Origin of the sequence: Citrobacter sp. RHBSTW-00599, from assembly GCF_013784065.1 — a bacterium.
Taxonomy (GTDB): Bacteria; Pseudomonadota; Gammaproteobacteria; order Enterobacterales; family Enterobacteriaceae; genus Citrobacter; species Citrobacter braakii.
Map to the genome: position 1 here is coordinate 1,189,413 of NZ_CP056717.1, position 16,142 is coordinate 1,205,554.

19 protein-coding genes are annotated in these 16,142 nt (G+C 53.5%); 5 read left to right on the plus strand and 14 right to left on the minus strand.

Annotated features, from left to right (window positions below; genetic code table 11):
* Nucleotides 1-2: 2 nt before the first annotated feature.
* The 4 genes from nrdE to HV243_RS05700 all read right to left on the minus strand — a co-directional run bounded on the left by nrdE (nt 3) and on the right by HV243_RS05700 (nt 3,429).
* A complete protein-coding gene (nrdE, locus tag HV243_RS05685; RefSeq protein ID WP_047358818.1) occupies nt 3-2,147 on the minus strand; it encodes a class 1b ribonucleoside-diphosphate reductase subunit alpha in 2,145 nt (714 codons plus the stop codon).
* Nucleotides 2,120-2,530: a class Ib ribonucleoside-diphosphate reductase assembly flavoprotein NrdI gene (gene nrdI, locus HV243_RS05690; protein WP_016157298.1), complete on the minus strand. Its 411-nt coding sequence runs from the start codon at nt 2,528-2,530 to the stop codon at nt 2,120-2,122. The genes nrdE and nrdI overlap by 28 nt, the downstream gene beginning before the upstream one ends.
* Nucleotides 2,527-2,772, minus strand: coding sequence for a glutaredoxin-like protein NrdH (gene nrdH / locus HV243_RS05695; RefSeq protein ID WP_016157297.1), 246 nt, complete (start codon nt 2,770-2,772; stop codon nt 2,527-2,529). The genes nrdI and nrdH overlap by 4 nt, the downstream gene beginning before the upstream one ends.
* A 225-nt stretch (nt 2,773-2,997) precedes the next feature.
* Nucleotides 2,998-3,429, minus strand: coding sequence for a carboxymuconolactone decarboxylase family protein (locus HV243_RS05700; protein WP_016154147.1), 432 nt, complete (start codon nt 3,427-3,429; stop codon nt 2,998-3,000).
* Nucleotides 3,430-3,519: 90 nt separating this feature from the next.
* Here HV243_RS05700 and HV243_RS05705 point away from each other — a divergent pair, with 90 nt between their 5' ends.
* Together HV243_RS05705 and HV243_RS05710 are read left to right on the plus strand one after the other, a co-directional pair.
* The gene (locus HV243_RS05705) at nt 3,520-4,854 is read left to right on the plus strand and encodes a PLP-dependent aminotransferase family protein (RefSeq protein WP_053389458.1); all 1,335 of its coding nucleotides are present in this window, start codon (nt 3,520-3,522) and stop codon (nt 4,852-4,854) included.
* A gap of 124 nt (nt 4,855-4,978) precedes the next feature.
* Entirely contained in the window at nt 4,979-5,329 is a 351-nt protein-coding gene (locus HV243_RS05710; protein ID WP_053389459.1) for a DUF2002 family protein, read from the plus strand.
* A gap of 36 nt (nt 5,330-5,365) precedes the next feature.
* On the opposite strand, the gene alaE is transcribed toward HV243_RS05710, so the two are convergent.
* Complete coding sequence (gene alaE / locus HV243_RS05715) at nt 5,366-5,815, minus strand: L-alanine exporter AlaE (protein WP_016154144.1); 450 nt, start codon at nt 5,813-5,815, stop codon at nt 5,366-5,368.
* 557 nt (nt 5,816-6,372) lie between these two features.
* On the opposite strand from alaE, the gene stpA reads away from it, so the two are divergent.
* A complete protein-coding gene (stpA, locus tag HV243_RS05720; protein WP_053389460.1) occupies nt 6,373-6,774 on the plus strand; it encodes a DNA-binding protein StpA in 402 nt (133 codons plus the stop codon).
* Between the two features lie 36 nt (nt 6,775-6,810).
* Here stpA and HV243_RS05725 read toward each other — a convergent pair whose 3' ends face one another.
* The 3 genes from HV243_RS05725 to HV243_RS05735 form a co-directional block, all read right to left on the minus strand.
* The gene (locus tag HV243_RS05725) at nt 6,811-6,990 is read right to left on the minus strand and encodes a hypothetical protein (RefSeq protein WP_016154141.1); all 180 of its coding nucleotides are present in this window, start codon (nt 6,988-6,990) and stop codon (nt 6,811-6,813) included.
* A gap of 80 nt (nt 6,991-7,070) precedes the next feature.
* Nucleotides 7,071-7,598, minus strand: coding sequence for a rhodanese family protein (locus HV243_RS05730; protein ID WP_053389461.1), 528 nt, complete (start codon nt 7,596-7,598; stop codon nt 7,071-7,073).
* A 9-nt stretch (nt 7,599-7,607) separates the two neighbouring features.
* Complete coding sequence (locus HV243_RS05735; RefSeq protein ID WP_016154139.1) at nt 7,608-7,907, minus strand: metalloregulator ArsR/SmtB family transcription factor; 300 nt, start codon at nt 7,905-7,907, stop codon at nt 7,608-7,610.
* A gap of 184 nt (nt 7,908-8,091) precedes the next feature.
* Between HV243_RS05735 and HV243_RS05740 the strand changes: the two genes are divergently transcribed.
* Both HV243_RS05740 and lysM read left to right on the plus strand, forming a co-directional pair.
* Nucleotides 8,092-8,250 (plus strand): YqaE/Pmp3 family membrane protein, encoded by a 159-nt coding sequence (locus tag HV243_RS05740; RefSeq protein ID WP_003037242.1) that lies wholly within the window; start codon nt 8,092-8,094, stop codon nt 8,248-8,250.
* Nucleotides 8,251-8,346: 96 nt separating this feature from the next.
* The gene (gene lysM / locus HV243_RS05745; protein WP_016154138.1) at nt 8,347-8,796 is read left to right on the plus strand and encodes a peptidoglycan-binding protein LysM; all 450 of its coding nucleotides are present in this window, start codon (nt 8,347-8,349) and stop codon (nt 8,794-8,796) included.
* 12 nt (nt 8,797-8,808) lie between these two features.
* Here lysM and csiR read toward each other — a convergent pair whose 3' ends face one another.
* The 6 genes from csiR to glaH all read right to left on the minus strand — a co-directional run bounded on the left by csiR (nt 8,809) and on the right by glaH (nt 16,141).
* A complete protein-coding gene (csiR, locus tag HV243_RS05750) occupies nt 8,809-9,495 on the minus strand; it encodes a DNA-binding transcriptional regulator CsiR (protein ID WP_047358821.1) in 687 nt (228 codons plus the stop codon).
* Nucleotides 9,496-9,540: 45 nt separating this feature from the next.
* Nucleotides 9,541-10,941, minus strand: coding sequence for a GABA permease (gene gabP, locus HV243_RS05755; RefSeq protein WP_016154136.1), 1,401 nt, complete (start codon nt 10,939-10,941; stop codon nt 9,541-9,543).
* Between the two features lie 153 nt (nt 10,942-11,094).
* Nucleotides 11,095-12,378 (minus strand): 4-aminobutyrate--2-oxoglutarate transaminase, encoded by a 1,284-nt coding sequence (gene gabT / locus HV243_RS05760; RefSeq protein ID WP_046274853.1) that lies wholly within the window; start codon nt 12,376-12,378, stop codon nt 11,095-11,097.
* Nucleotides 12,379-12,403: 25 nt separating this feature from the next.
* Nucleotides 12,404-13,852 carry an NADP-dependent succinate-semialdehyde dehydrogenase gene (gene gabD / locus HV243_RS05765; RefSeq protein WP_131351287.1) on the minus strand — a complete coding sequence of 483 codons (1,449 nt, stop codon included), beginning with the start codon at nt 13,850-13,852 and terminating at the stop codon, nt 12,404-12,406.
* 23 nt (nt 13,853-13,875) lie between these two features.
* On the minus strand, nt 13,876-15,144 hold the full coding sequence (gene lhgO, locus HV243_RS05770) for an L-2-hydroxyglutarate oxidase (RefSeq protein ID WP_016157289.1): 1,269 nt from the start codon (nt 15,142-15,144) through the stop codon (nt 13,876-13,878).
* Between the two features lie 19 nt (nt 15,145-15,163).
* Nucleotides 15,164-16,141: a glutarate dioxygenase GlaH gene (gene glaH / locus HV243_RS05775; protein ID WP_053389463.1), complete on the minus strand. Its 978-nt coding sequence runs from the start codon at nt 16,139-16,141 to the stop codon at nt 15,164-15,166.
* Between the last annotated feature and the right edge of the window lies 1 nt (nt 16,142).

Consider the following 16,142-nt stretch of genomic DNA (forward strand, 5'->3'; position numbering starts at 1 on the left):
CCTTACAGCGCGCATGACACGCAACCTTCGATTTCGGTTCCTTCCAGCGCCAACTGGCGTAGTCGGATGTAATACAGCGATTTGATGCCTTTACGCCAGGCGTAAATTTGCGCTTTGTTGATATCGCGAGTGGTGGCGGTATCGGGGAAAAAGAGCGTCAGTGAAAGCCCCTGATCGACATGCCGCGTTGCTTCAGCGTAGGTATCAATGATTTTTTGTGGACCAATCTCGTAGGCATCCTGATACAAGGCCAGATTCTCATTGGTCATAAACGGGGCAGGGTAGTAAACGCGCCCGGTTTTGCCCTCTTTGCGAATCTCCACTTTTGACACGATCGGGTGAATGCTTGATGTCGCATGGTTGATGTAGGAGATAGAACCCGTTGGCGGAACCGCTTGTAAATTCTGGTTATAAATGCCGTAGCGCATGACATCTTCACGCAACTGCGACCACATTTCACGCGTTGGCAGCGTAATGCCGCTGGCGGCAAACAGTGTGCGAACCTTGGCGGTTTTTGGCTGCCAGTCGCCCTGCAGATACTGGTTAAAATACTCACCGCTGGCGTAGCGGGACTGCCTGAATCCGGCAAAGGTTTTGCCGCGTTCCCGGGCGAGCTTCATCGACGTATTCAGCGCATGCCAGGTGATGGTGTAGAAATAGAGATTGGTGAAATCCAGCCCTTCAGGTGAGCCGTAGGCGATACCTTCCCGTGCCAGATACCCGTGCAGGTTCATCTGCCCAAGACCGATAGCGTGCGATGCGCTGTTCCCGGCCTCAATTGAGGGTACGCTGCGGATATGGCTCATGTCCGAAACGGCCGTTAAACCGCGAACCGCCGTTTCCACGGTCCGCCCAAAGTCTGGCGAATCCATGGTATGAGCGATATTCAACGAGCCGAGGTTGCAGGAGATATCGTGCCCTGTTTGTGCGTAATTGAGGTTTTCATCGTAGGTGGAAGCGCTGTTAACCTGCAAAATCTCTGAGCACAGGTTGCTCATATTGATACGACCGGCAATTGGATTAGCGCGATTCACCGTGTCTTCAAACATGATGTAAGGGTAGCCGGACTCGAACTGGATCTCGGCCAGCCGCTGGAAGAAATCGCGGGCGTTAATGTATTTTTTGCGCACTCGTTTGTCGGCAACCAGTTCGTCATACCGTTCAGTTACGGCGATATCACCGAATGGTTTGCCGTAAATGCGTTCCACGTCATACGGTGAAAACAGCGCCATTTGGGCATTTTCTTTGGCTAACTGGAAGGTGACATCCGGGATCACCACACCAAGCGAGAGCGTTTTGATACGGATTTTCTCGTCGGCGTTTTCACGTTTGGTATCGAGAAAACGCAAAATATCCGGATGATGCGCGTGCAGATACACCGCGCCCGCACCCTGACGCGCCCCTAATTGATTCGCATAAGAAAACGCATCCTCCAGCATTTTCATTACCGGGATCACCCCTGAGGACTGGTTCTCAATGCGCTTAATGGGCGCACCCGCCTCACGCAGGTTAGAGAGCAAAAATGCCACACCGCCGCCGCGTTTGGAGAGTTGCAGCGCCGAGTTGACCGCCCGTCCAATTGACTCCATGTTGTCTTCAATGCGTAACAGGAAGCAGGAAACCAGCTCGCCGCGTTGCTGTTTACCGCAGTTTAAAAAGGTTGGCGTGGCGGGTTGAAAACGCCCGGAGAGCATTTCATCGGTCAGTTGCAGAGCGAGCGCTTCATCGCCCTGCGCCAGCGTGAGCGCCACCATCGTTACGCGATCCTCAAAGTCTTCGAGATAGCGCTTCCCGTCGAACGTTTTCAGCGTATAGCTGGTGTAGAACTTCCATGCGCCGAGGAACGTCTGGAAACGGAATCCGCTGGCGTGGGCGTGGGCGAATAGCTTCAGCACAAACGCGCGATCGTAGCGGGCTAACACGCTGGCATCGTAATAGCCTTCATCCACCAACGTGTCCAGACGCGCCTGCTGGCTGGCAAACGCCACCGAGTTGGGGCGAACGTGGGCGGTAAAGAATGCCTCCACCGCCTGATGGTCTTTGTCGAACTGAATGCGCCCGGCCTTATCGTACAGATTCAGCATGGCGTTCAGGGCGTGATAATCCAGCGTCTGCTGTTCTACACGTTCTGCGGTTGTCGTTGCCAAAATTCGCTCACTCCTTTTTGCACGTTGTCGATATCGCTTTGGGTGCCCATCAGCTCAAAGCGATAGAGCCACGGCACGCCGCATTTTTGTGAGATGACATCACCCGCGCGACCGTAGGCGTCCCCGAAATTGCGATTGCCGGAGGCGATCACTCCACGGATTAACGCCCGGTTGTGCGTATCGTTTAAAAAGCGGATCACCTGTCTCGGGACCGCGCCAGCTGTACCGCCGCCACCGTAGGAGGGCACGATTAAAATGTAAGGTTCGTCTACCCGGATCCGCTCGCGTTCGTTAAGCGGAATGCGGATGGCAGGCAGCCCCAGACGCTGCATGAAGCGGTGCGTATTTTCGGAGCTGCTGGAGAAGTAGACGAGCTGACTCATGCGCTGGCCACTTGAGGAGCCGGGCGCAGACGGTTGATCATGTCCGGGCGAAATCCTGACCAACTGGTTTCCCCTGCGACCACGACCGGTAACTGACGAAAGCCTTGATCGCGCAGGCGATCCGCCATATCAGGGTGTAAATCGACGTTTACCATCTCAAAGTCAAACCCGCGGCTTTCCATCGCCCGCTTAGTGGCGTGGCACTGAACACAGTTGTTACGAGTGTAAATAACAATGCGCATGATTCGTATTTCCATCTAAAAGTAAAAGAATGACGCGATAGAGGGCGTCAGGTTGTGTGTGTCTTGATAGAGGAGATACTAGATGTAGTTTTAAAAAGATTCAACCATACAAGATATGGTAATTTTAGATTGATGAGGGCATGGGTGATGAGCGTGACGGAGGAAGTGATAGAAACTATGGCAGGTTGCCGGATGGCGTTTATGTCGCCATCCGGCAGCGCAGAATCACATGCGCATCCCTACCGCCAGACGGTTAAAGCAGTTCATCAGGCTAATAGCAAACGTCAGATCGCTAATCTCTTTCGCGCTAAAATGGTCGAGCAGCGGCAGATAAACGTCATCTTCGGCATGGGTGCTGGCTATATGGGTGACGGATTCGGCCCACGCCAGCGCCGCACGCTCCTGCTCGCTGAAGTGATGACTCACCCGCCAGCCTGCCAGCGCGTCCAGTTTGGCCTGCGCAACACCGGATTTGCGCAGCGCCTTACTGTGCATTTCCAGGCAAAAGGCGCAGCCGTTGATTTGCGAGACTCGCAGGTAAATCAGTTCCGTCAGCGTAGGTTCCAGCGCGCAGTTTTCCAGCGCTTTGCTGGCCTGAACCAAAGCGTTATAGATTTCAGGACTGAGTTCATAATAGGGCTGGCGTAACATTGTCATGGTATTTCTCCTCGTTTGGATGACCCGCAATGTAGCACTATAATGGACTGCTACAGAGAGCCATATTGTTGCCAAAAAAGCAGACCATAAATGCCACGCTATCAGCAAATCGCCCGTCAGTTAAAAAACGCCATTGAGAAAGGTGAACTAAAGCCAGGCACAAGATTGCCCTCCAGTCGGACCTGGGCCCAGGAGCTGGGGGTATCACGTTCGACGGTGGAAAATGCCTATGCAGAACTGGTGGCGCAGGGCTGGCTCGCGCGACGCGGGCAGGCAGGAACATTTGTCAGTGAGCAACTGCGACCGGAAAACGCACCTGTGTCTCCCGCCATCTTCGCCGGAGAAAACCCCAGGCCGCAGCCTTTTCAGATGGGATTACCCGCACTCGATCTCTTCCCGCGGGACGTCTGGGCGCGGGTGATGGGGCGGCGTTTACGCACCCAAACGCGTTTTGACCTGGCCGTGGGCGATGTTTGCGGCGAACGGGTGTTACGTCAGGCGATTGTCGATTACCTGCGCGTCTCACGCAGTATTGAGTGCCAGCCGGAGCAGATTTTTATTACTTCAGGCTACGCGGCATCAATGACGTTAATCCTGCGCGCTCTGTCTCAACCCGGTGAGGGGATGTGGGTCGAAGATCCTGGCTTTCCGTTGATTCACCCCGTGGTGGCTCAGGAGCGCATTGAGCTGATGCCGGTGGCAGTTGATGCCGATGGCCTGGATGTCTGCGCTGGGATCCGTGACTACCCGCAGGCGCGTTTTGTGCTGCTCACACCCGCACACCAAAGTCCGCTGGGCGTCGCCCTGTCATTAGACCGTCGCCACCAACTGCTTGAATGGGCGACTCGGGCGCAGGCGTGGATCATTGAAGATGATTACGACAGTGAATTTCGCTACCACGGCAAACCGTTGCCGCCGCTAAAAAGTCTGGATGCGCCCCAGCGGGTGATTTATGCCGGAACGTTCAGCAAATCGATGTTTCCGGCTTTGCGCACGGCATGGCTGGTGGTACCCCTGACTCAGGTCGAACATTTTCGTCAGCAGGCGGCGCTAACGGCCTGTAGCGTTCCGGTTTTATGGCAGCAAACGCTGGCGGATTTTATGCAAGATGGCCACTTCTGGCGGCACTTAAAACGTATGCGCCAGAATTATGCCCTGCGACGTCAATGGATGGAAAACGCGTTGAGCGAACAAGGGTTTAACGTCATTCCTCAGGAAGGAGGGATTCAGCTGGTGATAACTGTCGACGGAGATGATGTTGCGCTAGTGCGCAAAGCGAATCAGGCCGGGCTGGCGGTTCAGGCGTTAAGCCGCTGGCGAATAACTTCAGCAGGAAAGGGGGGAATATTGCTGTCGTTTACCAACATCAGCTCGGTGGAAATGGCGCAGCAGGCGGCGTATCAACTGCGGATGTCGCTGACATAATTCTGCGCGGTTCTTAAGATATTAGTCCCACCATCGCCACTCGTTTATGGACTTTTCTGAAAGCGTTGCTAATGCTGAATCAGGTAAGGTAAGCCCGCAGTAAAAAAGATAACGAGGAAAATATATGTATTTACGACCTGATGAGGTGGCGCGCGTACTTGAAAAAGTGGGCTTTATCGTCGATGTAGTGACGCAAAAAACGTACGGCTATCGTCGTGGCGAAAATTATGTGTACGTTAACCGTGAAGCACGTATGGGACGTACCGCATTAGTTATCCATCCCACGCTAAAAGAGCGCAGCTCTTCGCTGGCGGAACCTGCGACGGATATTAAAACCTGCGATCACTACCAGCAATTCCCGCTATATTTAGCCGGAGAGACTCACGAACATTATGGTATTCCGCACGGCTTCAGTTCGCGAATTGCGCTTGAGCGTTATCTGAGTGGGTTGTTTGGCGACGTTAGTTCAAACTAATAATGCGACTGGCAGGGCCAGTCGCGAAGAGATCTGTCAGGCTTTAGCCTGATGATAGCTGCTGACCTTAAACAGGCGGCGGCAATAATCAAGAAAGTAGCCATAGACCGCGCCCATCAGCATTGATACCACGATGTTCGAACTTACTGCAGCCGTAATCTGGTGCCAGTCGGCGCCAACCGTCAATAGAATAATCACATACACTGGTGACTGGAAGGTGACATAAGCCAGCACGTCCGCCAGGTTTTTCCCCCATCCTGCTTGCGTGGCTTTACGCGCCGCGCGCATAAACAAATCGCGATACATGCCGTATGGCCACGCGATCAGTATGTTGACGGGGATAGCCACCAGTCTGGAGTACAGAGACTGTTCGAAGCTCATTCCTGAAAGGAATATTTCGATCAACATGTTCACGACAGAACAATAAACAACCATCGCGAACGTGTCTGCTACTGCATGACGCAAGCGTGACTGCGGAGAGAACATGTTAATGCTCCTTGTAAAAAGGGAAAAAAAGGTTTTGAATACCTTCTTGCTAGTGATTTGTCTTGCTACTTTCGCGTTTGAATAGGATATCTGCCTGGATAATAACTAGCAACTAGCTTAAAATTTTTATTTATTACCTTTTTGTCGATAAAATGCTCTGTAATGGTTTGTTTTTTGTTCGTTTTGGTATTTTCGTTGCTGATTTAATTAAAGGCATTTTAGATCAATGGGTTATGGAAATTTGTTTTTCTGAATTTTTTGCGCTCCTTTTCTCAATGTTGACTAATGTGCAATATGTATACGCACCGGCTCCGCGCGATGTTGTGGCCTGTTTCTCGACTGATACCCTGAGACTCCTTGCAGGTATATTTATAGCGACTAGCAGAGGAATAGAATATATCGCATAGGCGATGTCAAAATGGATGCTATAAATACACGAATTAGCTTTTTTGATTAGTAATATGCGAATAAATTAGACTGGAAATATAATAAGCAGTTGCATACAATATTTAGGGTAATACCGTTTTTATGTTTTACGTTAAAGAGGTTTTGTTAATATGAGTTCAATGTTAAAAAACTTAAATAATATCCGCTCGCTGCGTGCAATGGCTCGTGAATTTTCCGTTGACGTGCTGGAAGATATGCTTGAAAAATTCAGGGTAGTGACCAAAGAACGCCGTGATGAAGAAGAACAACTACAGCGCCAACGTGCAGAACAGCAGGAAAAAATTAATACTTTGCTGGCGATGATGCAGGCAGACGGGATCAATCCGGAAGAGCTGCTGAGCATGACGCCTGCGACGGCAGGTTCAGTTAAAAAACGTCAGCCGCGCCCGGCGAAATATCGTTTTACCGATCTCAATGGTGAAACAAAAACATGGACCGGACAAGGTCGCACACCGAAGCCAATTGCCCAGGCACTGGCTGCCGGTAAATCTCTTGATGACTTTTTGATCTGATTATTAATGCGGTGAGGGCGACCTCACCGCTTATTTTCAGCAAACGCCAAAATCACCCTCTTCGGTATATCGCGTCACGTCAGCTGCTTTCAGCGTGAATTTTTCGCCGCTTTCATTACTGGCGTGTACCGCCACAATGTGATCGCCATTGACTTCGACAACTTTCAGTTTAGGTCCACCCATGCGTGGTTGAACCAGATCGCCAGGTTTAAACATATTGCTCTCCTTTATTTATCGCAGAACTCACCATAGATCACGTCAATCAGCGGGTACAGTGCAGTTTCAATGATTACCGCTTAATGAGTACGTCGGTTCCAGGGCATGATATCCAGCAATCGCGCCATGCCGCAAAAGCCGGTCAAGCCAGCGAGTATTAGCCCGGCGCCCACAAAACCGCTCAGCAGGAAGAAGGCGCTGCTAACGGTGTAGCCCAGAATGACGCCGAGTAAGGCAAGGCTGCCTGCGGCTATCTGCACCTGGCGCATCAGCGGTAACGGTTGTGAACGATCTTTTGCCACCGGAAAACCTGCGGCTTTCCAGCCGTCAATGCCACCTTCCAACAACCAGACCTGCGCAGGCGCGGCAATAGCGTTCAGTTTTGTCGCCGCGTTTTGTGTACGTTTGCCTGACTGGCAGTGAAAAATCACCTGCCCGGCGCGTAAATTTGCAGGCAGCGATCCCTGCTCAAGCGTAGGTAATGGCGCCAGATGCGCCTCCGGAATATGCTCGTACAGATACTCGTCAGCATCGCGGATATCAATCAGTTTTGCGCCTTGTGCGACCAGCGTCTGCGCCTCGCGTGGGGAAATCGTCCCAATGGTCATGATGGCTCCTTATGGGCAATACAGTGTTTTTAATGTGGCGATCAGTGAATTCACGGCCGCATTTTTGATGGAGTACAGGATGCGCTGGGCATCGCGTTGGCTGTCTATCAGGCCCTCTTCACGCATACGCGCCAGATGCTGCGAAGTGGCGGAAGGACTCAGGCCGGTAACACGGGCTAATTCGCCCGCGCTGGTACCGGGTGAGCCGCAGAGCATGCACAAAATCAGCAACCTTTTCGGGTTACTCATCGCTTTTAGCAGGGCGGCAGCCTGCTCAGCGCTGGCCTGGAGTTGTTCAAGTTCAGTCATATGTATTTAAGCATGTTCTAAATTAAGATTATTCTAAAATAAATGGTCAACGTACGCCAGCGTAAAGAGCGTAAAGGAGGGTAAAACAGCAGGGGAAGGCTGGCAGAGTTAGGTACACTGACTATGCTTAGAGATAAAATCTCTTTTTAAACAATGAGTAACTTTTTGCTTGTATGGAGTGTGTATGGGTTTCTGGAGAATCGTTTTTACTATTATTCTGCCCCCGCTTGGCGTGCTGCTGGGGAAGGGGTTCGGCTGGGCATTTATCCTCAATATTGTTCTGACGCTGCTGGGCTACATCCCGGGTCTGATCCACGCCTTCTGGATACAAACGCGTAACTAATTACTTTTCTACTACGGCGCTCTGGCGCCGTTTTCTTTGCGCTTCTTTCTCCTCTGCTACACTTCCTGGTGTTGATTGTTAACTACCGAGGTGGATATGGGACTCTTTAATTTTGTAAAAGATGCGGGTGAAAAACTGTGGGATGCGGTTACTGGCAACCATGACACTGCCGATCTGGCAAAAAAGGTACAGGAACACCTGAACAAAACGGGCATCCCGGATGCGGATAAAGTGAACGTCCAAATTAACGAAGGTAAAGCCACCGTTTCTGGCGATGGATTAAGTCAGGAAGCGAAAGAAAAAATCCTGATTGCGATTGGTAATATCTCTGGTATTGCCAGCGTCGACGATCAGGTAAAAACTTCTGCGCCGGCGAGTGAAAGCCAGTTTTATACCGTAAAATCAGGAGATACCCTGAGCGCTATTGCCAAACAGGTATACGGTAACGCCAACCTGTATAACCAGATATTTGAAGCGAATAAACCGATGCTGAAAAGCCCGGATAAAATTTATCCAGGGCAGGTTTTGCGTATTCCAGAACAATAAGAAAGTTCAGGCTTATTGCGTCAGCAATTTGCCGGACATCGCTTGTTGAATAATCGGAATGGGCGTCAGCAGGTGCTGGCGCATTAATTCGCTGGCACGTGCAGCATCGCGTGCCAGAATTGCTTCGGTCAGCGTTTGGTGCTGATCGTGTTTATCTTCCAACATCTCCACCGACAGCACCGTCTTTCGCAGCCAGATAAACCGGTAGCGCGCCGCCAAATCGAATAGCCGTTCGCGCATTTGCAGCAGATACTGTGAACCGCAGCCAGCGACAATTGCCGAATGAAAAGCCTGATGGCGCTGATCCCACTCGTCGAGCATCTGTTCACTGGCGTCAACGGCTTCAAGCTTGCCGAGCATATGCGCCCGCGCCAGAATTTCAGCTTCCCAGGCGTCGCCGCCGCGTTCAATGGCCAGCGCGACCAGCATGGCTTCCATATTGGCGCGGGCATCGAAAATATCGAGCAACTCCTGTTCGGACATTGGGGCGACACGATACCCTTTCTGATTGACCACCGTGACCAGCCGCTCGGCAACCAACTGCGAAAGCGCTTCGCGTAGCGGTCCCACGCCAAGCTCATAGCGTGAGGTCAGCAGGCTCATACGCAGTTTTTCATCAGGCTGATACACACCGCGGATGATGTCGTTTTTCAGCCAGCGGTATCCATCAATGGCCGTCGGTTGGGGAATGGCGGTCATGGTCTTACTCCTGAACGGTTTTCCCGGCCTGCGCCGGGAAAAGGTTTAATGCGTATTTTGCAACGGTGCTTTTTGCCACGATAGCAGTTTTTTCCAGCGTGACATAATAGGCACGGTGCAAATAATTCCTATGGCTAATAACCCGGTAGAGATAACTTCCAGTTGTTGAGCTGGGCGAAAGAGCATCACCACCAGCACAAAGATAATAAAGGCGATTACCAGCCAGGTAAGCCACGGATAGAGCCACATTTTCAGTTTAATTTCACCGCCTCGCGCCAGCAGGATTTTGCGCATCCGCAGTTGGGAAATTGCAATCACCAGATAAACCAGCAGGGCGATGGCGCCAGAGCTGTCGATCAGGAATTTGAACACCTTGGCCGGGGCGTAATAGTTGACCACCACGGTGAGGAACGCGGCCCCCGTAGACAGCAACACCGCCACATAAGGCGTTTTACTCCGGTTCGTTTTACCCATAAAGGCGGGAGCATCGCCACGACGGCTCAGGGAGTAAAGCATACGCGACGACGTATACAGCGCGGAGTTCAGACAACTGGTTACTGACAGCAATATGACACAGTCCATGATCAGCTTCGCGTGTGGGATATGCAGTAACTCCAGCACCGAGCGGTAAGAGCCCACCTCTTTCAGTCCCGGCATGTTCCACGGAATCAGCGCGACGACCACGAAAATAGAGCACAGATAGAAGATGGAGATACGCCAGATAACCGAGTTGGTGGCGCGGACGATGTGCTTATCCGGGGTATCGGACTCGGCGGCGGCGATGGTAACAATCTCTGCGCCCATAAAGGAGAACATGGTGATTAGCATCGCGCTGATCACCGCGCCAAAACCGTTGGGCATGAAGCCGCCCTGATCCCACAGACGCGAAACTCCGCTGACCTCGGCATAGGGGTAGAAACCGCTAATCGCCACCGCGCCGAGAGTGATAAACGCCAGAATGGCAATCACTTTGCACAGCGCCAGCCAGAACTCGAACTCACCGTAATTTTTGACGCTCAGCAAATTACTGCCGGTTAATGCCAACGTGATAACCAGAGAAAACAGCCAGATAGGAATGCCTGGAACCCAGGAGTGCAGAATGATGGCGGCGATATTCGCTTCCAGCGGGATAACCAACACCCAGAACCACCAGTACAGCCAGCCGATGGTATAACCCGCCCACGGGCCAATGGCCTTATCGGCGTAGGTGGAAAAGGAACCGGTATCCGGGGTGGCAACGGCCATTTCGGCCAGCATGCGCATAATCATCACCACCAGCAATCCGGCGAACAGATAGGCCAGTAATACTGCGGGACCGGCTTCTGCAATCGCCACGCTTGAACCCACAAACAAACTTGCGCCAATAACCCCGGCAATAGACAGCATGGTGACGTGGCGTGATTTCAGCCCGCCCCCTAAATCATGTGATTGTGACACTTGCCCCATCTTTTAAACCTCTCGAAAGTATTTCACTTGGGAGAGCACCCCGGCATTCCCGCGCCGGGGCACGCGTATTTATTGTTATTGACCCTGTCTGCCGGATGGCGGCTCCGCCTTATCCGGCCTGAGGATTGCGTTTTTTATTGGTCGAATGCGGTGTTAACCCTGCTTCGCTTCGGCAAAACACTGAGCGATAATGTCCAGCCCCTGGCGGATTTGGGCATCTTCAATGGTCAGTGGGACAAGAATGCGCAGTACGTTGTAGTAAGGTCCGCAGGAGAGCAGGATCAGCCCTTTATCGCGCGCACGCGCGACGATTTCCGCGGTCAGTTTGGCGTCTGGTTTCGTGTGATCGCCGTCTTCAAACAGTTCGATTGCGATCATCGCTCCCAGCCCGCGTACATCGCCAATCTCGCGGTGGGTTTCCGCGATAGCCAGCAGGCCTTCGCGCAGGGTTTGCCCCAGGTCGTTGGCTTTTTGCAGCAGATTTTCCTGTTCGAAAATATTCAGTACCGCCAGGGCGGCGGCACAGGCAATCGGGTTACCGGCATAGGTACCGCCCAGACCGCCCGGTGGGATAGCGTCCATGACTTCGGCGCGCCCGGTCACTCCCGCCAGCGGGAAGCCACCAGCAATAGATTTGGCAAAGGTGGTGAGATCGGGCGCAACGCCCATCTGCTCCATAGCGAACAGCGTACCGGTACGGCCCGCGCCGCTCTGTACTTCATCGGCAATCAGCATGATGCCGTGCTCGTCACAAATGGCGCGCAGACGTTGCATAAAAGCAGGAGAGGCGGCGTAAAAACCACCTTCGCCCTGGACTGGCTCAATCACGATGGCGGCAACGTCTTCCGGAGCGGCATCATTTTTGAAGATACGGTGAATGCTGGCGATAGCATCGTCTTCACTGATGCCGTGCAGCGGGCAAGGATAAAGCGCACGATACACGTGGCCCGGCATTAACCCCATTCCTGCAGAGTACGGATTTACTTTCCCGGTCAGCGACAGGGTGTAGTGGGTTCGACCGTGGTAAGCGCCGCTGAAGGCGATAGTGCCGGTTCGTTTGGTGGCGGCGCGGGCGATTTTCACCGCGTTTTCCACCGCTTCCGAGCCGGTTGTCACCAGCAGGGTTTTTTTAGCGAAATCGCCCGGCACTTTCTTATTCATGATTTCGCACAGCTCCAGGTACGGCTCATAGGCCAGCACCTGAAAACAGGTATGGGACAGCTTTTTCAACTGTGCTTCTACCGCAGAGACGATCTGCGGGTGCAGGTGGCCGGTGTTCAGCACCGCAATACCGCCAGCAAAATCGAGGAATTCACGGCCTTCAACGTCCCAGACTCGACAGTTTTCTGCACGCTCGGCAAAAATAGGGTGGATTTGTCCTACGCCACGGGGAACGGCGTTGCTGCGACGTTGCATAAGTTCTTTGTTGGTGCTCATCAGGTGTTCTCCAGTATTTATTTTATTAAAGGCCGATGCACATATATTTGATTTCTAAGTAGTCTTCGATGCCGTATTTCGATCCTTCACGGCCAAGACCGGAGGCTTTAATTCCCCCAAACGGGGCGACTTCGTTGGAGATAATGCCGGTGTTAATCCCGACAATGCCGTATTCCAGCGCTTCGCCAACGCGAAAGACGCGGCTCAAATCACGGGCGTAGAAATAGGCGGCCAGACCAAACTCGGTGTCATTGGCCTGAGCGATGACGTCAGCCTCGTCCTTAAACCGGAACAGCGGAGCCAGCGGGCCGAACGTCTCTTCTTTGGCGGCCTTCGCGTTGTCAGGCACATCCACCAAAATGGTGGGCTGGAAGAAGTTGCCGCCGAGTGCGTGAGGTTTGCCGCCCGCGATAATGCGCGCGCCTTTATCCAGAGCATCGGCGATGTGTTCCTGCACTTTGGCTACCGCTTTCTCGTCGATCAGCGGCCCGGTGGTGACGTCAGGTTGCAGACCATCGCCGAGGTGCAGTTTGCTTACTGCCTGCTGGAGTTTTTCGGCAAAACGGTCATACACGCCGTCCTGCACGTACAGGCGGTTGGCGCAGACACAGGTTTGGCCAGCGTTACGGAACTTCGATGCCAGTGCGCCTTCCACGGCTTTATCAAGATCGGCATCGTCAAAGACGATAAACGGCGCATTGCCGCCCAGCTCCAGCGACACTTTTTTGATGTCTTTGGCGCACTGCTGCATTAACTGACGGCCAATTTCGGTTGAGCCGGTAAATGACAGCTTGCGTACCAGCGGGTTGCCGGTCAGCTCGTTGCCGACCGCGCTCGCTGAACCGGTCACCACACTGAAAACGCCTGCCGGGATCCCGGCGCGATTGGCAAGCTCTGCCAGCGCCAGTGCGGAGTAGGGGGTCTGGCTGGCCGGTTTAAGCACCATTGTGCAACCAGCCGCCAGCGCCGGACCGGCTTTGCGGGTAATCATCGCCGCGGGGAAGTTCCACGGCGTAATCGCGGCGGTAACGCCGATCGGCTGTTTGATGACGATTAGGCGTTTGTCGGCCTGGTGGCCGGGGATCGTATCGCCATAGATACGTTTGCCCTCTTCGGCAAACCACTCAATAAAGGAAGCGGCATAGGTGATTTCACCTTTGGCTTCTGCCAGCGGTTTACCCTGTTCCAGGGTCATCAGACGGGCGAGATCGTCCTGATGCTCAATCATCAGGTTGAACCAGCGGCGCAGGATGTTGGCCCGCTCTTTGGCGGTCAGCGCACGCCAGGCGGGCAGAGCGCGGTTAGCGGCGTTAATTGCTTCGCGGGTTTCATCCGCCCCCATTTTCGGTACGCTACCTAATTGCTGACCGTTGGCGGGGTTGGTCACCGCGATGGTCTCGCCGCTGTTGGCGTCACGCCAGTTGCCGTCGATCAGTGCCTGCTGGCGAAATAAGGTTGGATCGTTAAGTTGCATAATTGCGTCCTGTCTTAATCGTTTTAACGGGTGAATGCGGCGTGTAATGTTTCCACGCTACGTGCCGCACGCAGCGTGCGTCCGGGATTACTCTGGTTCTCCAGCAGCGCATGAACTTTGCTGACAATATGCGCGCCGATAGGGATCGCCGACGTTGCTGCCGGAGAAGGCGCGTTACAGGTGTGAATTGAGCGTGGTGTGGTGACAAACAGGAAATCGTCGATTAGCTTGCCGTCCGGTGATACAGCCTGTGCCCGCACGCCAGCAGGCCAGGGCTGCAGATCCTTGAGCGTCAGACTCGGGCAGTACTTTTGTACCAGCCGCAGATAACCGCTTTTGCACAGCGAATTCTTCATTTCGCCAAGTCCTGAGCGCAGGTTGTTTTGCAGCACGCGACGAATGCCGGAAGAGCTGAGGATCTCCAGCGTATCGCTGAGCGAGAAGTCGCGTTTACGGTAGCCTTCACGTTTAAATGCCAGTACCGCGTTGGGGCCCACGGTGACGCTGCCGTCAATCATCCGGGTCAGATGAACGCCGAGAAACGGCATCGCCGGGTCGGGGATGGGGTAGATCAGATGGTTGACTATCTGGTTATGTTCTGACGCCAGACGGAAATATTCGCCACGGAACGGACAGATGATAAAGCCGGGTTCAACGCCGAGCATTTTCACTAGTCGGTCCGCCATCAGGCCAGAGCAGCTAATCAGCGTCGCTCCCTCAAATTCCTGACCCTGACGGGTATGTACGACAACGCCCGCAGCGTGCTCTTTTAGCGCGCTGACCTCAGCGTTGTAGATAATCTCACCGCCTTTGGCCTGAAATATTTTCGCCATCGCGGCGGTGACTTCGCGGTAGCTGACGATCCCGCTCGACGGAACAAAAATACCGCCCAGCCCGGTGATGTTGGGTTCACGCTCGCGAAGCTCCTGCGCATTCAGCCATTCGCGCTCAAGGCCGTTAGCGGCGGTGCGATCCCACAGCGCGCGCATGCGCTCCATTTCCAGTTCGGAGGTGGCAACCAGCATTTTTCCGCAGACGTCGTAGCGGATGCCGTTTTGGTCGCAAAAGGCTTTTGTGGCGCGATTTCCGGCCAGGCAAAACTGCGCCTTCAGGCTGCCGGGGGTGTAATAGACCCCGGCATGAATTACGCCGCTGTTGTGGCCCGTCTGGTGACAGGCCGGGCCGGACTCTTTTTCCAGCAGCGCGATTCTGGCGTCCGGATAGACATCAATCAGCTGCATGGCGGTCGACATGCCGATAATGCCGCCGCCAATAATCACAAAATCATACATCCGCTTTATTCCTTCGCGCTTACTGATGGGTCTGGTAGTGGTTTGTCGCGTAAGCGAAATAACCACGCTGGCGCATCAGTTCGCGGCGCAGGTCAGGATGCGAGGTAAAGCGATCGCGACCGTGCAACCAGAACAGGTTGTTGATTAACAGGAATTTACCGACTGAAACCGGAACTGAAATAATGGCCTTGCTGGTTTCCAACGCATCGGACAAATCGCTCAGCCAGACGCCTTCTTCATAATCTTTTGGCTGGACGAACTGGTCGATGTAGCGCATCACCGGACGGCCTTGCTGGTCAACGTCAAACACCGGATGGAACACTTCCTGGCTGACGTTTTTGCTTGGCGGTGCGGCAAAGCGCATGGCGCGACGCGCCAGCGGGTGGGTAAAGTACTGATCCAGATGTTCCCAGTCGTCGAGGTGCAGCAGCAGCGAGTTACCGCCGGTCATGTTCTGCTCGTCAATCTTCATCATCAGCACATAGTCGGTGATTTCTTCGAGGTAGGTTCCGTCGTTATGCAGCTCCATTACACGGTGCGGCTGGCGCAGATAGCTGTCTGAGTTATCAACGTTTTTCACCACAAAACGGGCATAGTATTGACCGCTCATCGCATCAAAATTGGAGCGCCCGATAAGATGCGCTACCGCCGTCGACAGCTTGACCATCTCTTCAGCCTGTGCCACATCATCCACGCCGACGGCGTTGATCAGCAGTGCGCCTTCGGCACGATCGAGCAACGTTTTCAGCAGCAAAGGCTGCAACTGATTGCCGCACAGGTCGTCGAGGATCTTGCCCACTTTGAAGCGCAGGAAGGATTTGTATTCCAGTGCCTGCACCGGCCACTGCGCTACGGCTTTCAGAAATTGCTCAGTGGTCTCAGCGGAAAAAGTCAGCTCCAGCAGGCGTGGGGACTGGGCTGATGGTTTCAACGTGAAACCGCTGTAGTGCTGGGCTGGATCATCAGCGTTCGGTTTTACGGCAGTCAGTGCGTTCATC